The following is a 4,006-nucleotide window of genomic DNA, read 5'->3' on the forward strand; positions in this document are numbered from 1 at the left end:
GACCAGTATCCCGATCCCGGCTGGCCGTCCTGGCCGCCACATGAGGCATGTTCCGCGTCCTTGCAATACTGTGTTTACATACAGTCTATCGCTTAGCGGAAAGTTCTTTTACCCTCAGCCGAAATGCCTGCCGTTGCTAGACATTGCCAGCCAGTGCCCGTCACTCCGCGGTCTTCACTGCGTGATCGAGTTGATCGACACCCGCCGTGACACGCTCCATGAAGTGCCTGCCTGCGTCTGTTAGCCGAACGCCCCGCGCATGGCGCTCAAATAGCAGGACACCAAGGTTATCCTCCAGCGCTTTCACACGCGCGCTGACGCTCGACTGGCTGATACCAAGTGCCTTGGCCGCATGCCGAAAATTCAGATGCTCGGCGACGGCGATGAACTGAACAAGGGAAATGAGCGGTATCCTGCCAGACAGGATACCGACATTCACGAGGTTTCGATGGTTAGTGCGCCGCATCGGAGCGGGCCTGCTACCAGTCGTCGGTTAGACGACTGGCGACTTCTCGGTGGCAGCCCCACGGAGCCGAAGGAGCACCAGCCCCAACGAAACCAGTACCGCCATCGCCGTGGCGTAACAGATCACGGGCCACGCTGTGTCAGCGTTTAAAAGTGCCACCGCCAATGTCCCGACAATGCTGACTATCAGGCTTTGAACGCAGAAGTAGAACGCGACCGCTGATCCCGCGATGTCGTCGAACTCTGCCAAAGCGCCGTTCGCGGTAACGGACACCGTGAAGACAATACCGACCGCGACAACCCACATCGGTAGGATGAAGGTGAGGAATGACGGCGAGCCGTAAAGTTCGCCGATCCCCAACAGGACCGCTCCGCAAACAAGCAACGCCATCCCACGCGCCACGCATCCTGCGATGCCCCATCTGGCGACAAAGGACTTCGCGAAACGGGTTGTCACGATCATTACAAGCGCGACAGTGGCGAAGGCAAAGCTGAATCCGATCTCGGAATATTCCGCTTGGCCTATGAGCACACGGGGAGCCGTCGAGAAGAAGACGAAGTAGGTGCCCATACCGGCGCTAAAGCCGACAGTGTAAACCCAAAAAGCCGGACTCGCGAAGATCGGCAAGACAGATCGGCGCGTCTTGACTTGATCCAGAGGGCGGGTTTCGTGCCACCTGAAACCCGCATTTAGGAGTGCGAGCATCGTCAGTATAGCCAAAGTAATGAATATCGCCTGCCATCCCAAGAACTCGCCGATCAATGCTCCGGCGATAGGGCCGAGCGCAGGCACGAACGCCAGCATCGAACTGAAAAGGCCGTAGATGACGACACCCTCAGGACGGTTGGCATAAACGTCGCGAACCGTCGCGAACGTCGCCACCAGCATGGCCGACGCGCCCACTGCTTGAAGTAGACGGAAAGCGACAAAGGCCGGTGCAGTTGAAGACCAAGCTGCTCCCAGAGACGCAATGACGAAAGCCGTTGCGCCCGCAAGTAGAATTGGCCGTCGCCCGATTCTGTCTGAGAGCGGACCAAAAATCACCTGGCCCACACCGAGCATCACCATGTAGAGGCTCAGCGTGAGTTGGATTATGGATGGAGTCGTATTCAGGATGCCCGGCATCGCTGGAACGACTGGAAGATAAATATCCATCGCCAGCGAAGCGAGGATGTCGAAGGGTGCCATAAGCAGCAAAGCTGCCGGCAGGGTGTAGGCCCACGCGGGGCGTGTGTTGGTCATGACGAATCAACCTCTCGAATAGAAAAATACCGGGCGGCGTCTGCTCGTCAGCAATCAGATGAGACTAGCCTTACAGAGCGCCGCAACAACAATACTGGTTGTTGCGGCTTACTTGTCTGCTGACTTGGAATTTCCCATCTGATTACTCCACGCTTACGAATATGAATTGCTACATTTTATCCGATTATCTTTTGCTTCGCAATGCGCAATAGCAACCATCAGAGTTCAAGCCCCCTCTGCCGCCCTAACTGCCACGACACCGACCCGCCCTGCACGATGCCCATAACCTCGCGGCCGAGTTGGCGGTCGATGATCGGCCGCCACGGGACAAGGGTGAACTCATGGGATTTCTCGACCACGGCGAACTTGCCGCTCGATAGATGCACGGTTCCGGTAAACTTGCCGCTGACGCTCTCGCCGTCCGTGGCGGCGCGGAACGGCAGGCCCTTACTCAAAGCCATATCCGATCCGACGCCGGCTACCTCGCGCTCCCGCAGGATGGCGAGAAGGTTGCGCCGGTAGAAGACGCGGCTGTCCCGGCTGCGGGTGGCGTCGCCCTGTTCGATATGGTGCTCGCGGCGCTGGTCCATGGCTTCGCGGACTTGTTGCCCGAAGCCGGTTGGCGCAAGGTCGGCCGTCTCGCCGTGGATCAGCCGCCGGTCCAGCCAGGTCGCGCCGTCCGATCCGATCTGTTTGTTCAGATCGACCGGGGAAAGGACGCGAACGCTGGCCTGACTGTCTCGGCCGGCGTCATGGGCGGCGGCACGGCTGACCAGATCATCGGGGATGCGCCATTGGTCGGCGTCGATCCGCTCGACGATACCGGCCCGGCGTAGCGCCTCCAGCCGGCGCACATGGGCATCGACATAGCCCTCATAGTCGCCGCCTGGAACGCGGCACGTATAGGAAGAATAAACGCCCTTTTCACCCAAGTCCAACAGCTTTGGACCGCAGTTGACTCTTTCGACACCCCTGCGATGCAACCCAATCCGGCTGACGGGGAGCCAGCAACGCTGAAAATTTACCCTCCTCTTTCCCACTAGCGGCTCCTTTTCCGACAACCAGCACGGCGGATCCCTGCCGCGGCGCTGTGAACGCAGCATTTTGATTGGTATCGTTGGCCTTCAGGCTCGTCAGTCAAACAGACCCAGGAGCAGCTCAGCCGGTGGCGCCCGGCTTTCGGGTAACGCCCTGGTCCCGCTGGTTTCGGCTTTGTGCTTCAGGTGATCAAGGATCTGCTTGATCACTATAGGGTCTTCAATGCAGGCGATGACTTTCATGGCGCCGCCGCAGCCGCTGCAGGTCTCGATGTCGATATTGAAAACACGCTTGAGCCGTTGCGCCCATGTCATCGACGCTCGCCGTTGTGCTGGTGTTGCCGGTTCATCAGCCACCCTGACCTTGTTGCCCCTGCCCCGTTTTGCCGGCGTGACCAACGCCCGGTGCCGACTGTTGGGTGCGAACACCCCGTGGAAGCGGGTTAGGTTGACTCTGGGCTTCGGTACCAGGGCGGCCAGCCTTGCAATGAAATCCAATGGTTCGAAAATGACGTGCGTGGTGCCGTCCCGGTACGGCGTCTTGAGCTGGTAGCGCACGTTGCCGCCTCGTGTTAACGACAGCCGCTTCTCGGATACCGCCGGGCGGCTGATGTACCGGCACAGCCGTTCGAGCTTCTTGCGTTCATCGGCCCTGGCCGCCACGCCGGCGTGCAGGCTGGACCCGGCTACCTTGCCAATCCCGTCACCGAACGGATCACCACTGGTCGGCAGAGTTTGCAAAGTGAACACCTTTCGCCCCGCCTGTGAACCGACAGCGATACGGTAAGTGATCGAGTGCCCCAGCAGGGGTGTCATCGGGTCGTCATCCACCGCATCCGAGGCCAGATAGCTGTTTTCGACATCCCGTTCCAGCAGGCCTTGCCGTTCCAGATAGCGACCCACCCGGTGGGCGATGGTGTGCGTCAGCTGGGTGAGCTCTGGGCTGGTCGGCGCCTTGACCCAGCGGAAACGCGCTGAGCCGTGGGATTGCTCGACATACACACCGTCGAGAAACAGCATGTGGAAGTGAACATTCAGATTGAGCGCCGATCCAAAACGCTGGATCAGGGTGACCGCGCCCGTCTTGGCCACTTGGTGGGTATGGCCCGCTTTCTTGACCAGGTGCGTGGCAATGACGCGGTAAACGATGCCCAGCACCCACCCCATGATCTCGGGCCGGCTGGCAAACAGGAAACGCAGCTGAAACGGGAAGCTCAACACCCACTGACGCATGGGTTGTTCAGGCAGTACTTCATCAACC

At 59.6% G+C, this 4,006-nt stretch carries 4 protein-coding genes; all 4 read right to left on the reverse strand.

The features are described 5' to 3' along the window. Nucleotides 1-160: 160 nt before the first annotated feature. Entirely contained in the window at nt 161-466 is a 306-nt protein-coding gene (locus tag R7Z49_RS23030) for a LysR family transcriptional regulator (protein ID WP_001255015.1), read from the reverse strand. A 27-nt stretch (nt 467-493) separates the two neighbouring features. Beyond that, nucleotides 494-1,708 (reverse strand): chloramphenicol/florfenicol efflux MFS transporter FloR, encoded by a 1,215-nt coding sequence (floR, locus tag R7Z49_RS23035; protein ID WP_276434680.1) that lies wholly within the window; start codon nt 1,706-1,708, stop codon nt 494-496. Nucleotides 1,709-1,926: 218 nt separating this feature from the next. Next, complete coding sequence (locus R7Z49_RS23040; RefSeq protein WP_276434679.1) at nt 1,927-2,811, reverse strand: DUF3363 domain-containing protein; 885 nt, start codon at nt 2,809-2,811, stop codon at nt 1,927-1,929. Nucleotides 2,812-2,841: 30 nt separating this feature from the next. Beyond that, on the reverse strand, nt 2,842-4,006 hold a 1,165-nt coding region (locus R7Z49_RS23045), incomplete at its 5' end, for an IS91-like element ISVsa3 family transposase (protein ID WP_000320694.1).

Origin of the sequence: Vibrio sp. 1562, assembly GCF_033340155.1 — a bacterium.
Taxonomy (GTDB): Bacteria; Pseudomonadota; Gammaproteobacteria; order Enterobacterales; family Vibrionaceae; genus Vibrio; species Vibrio alginolyticus.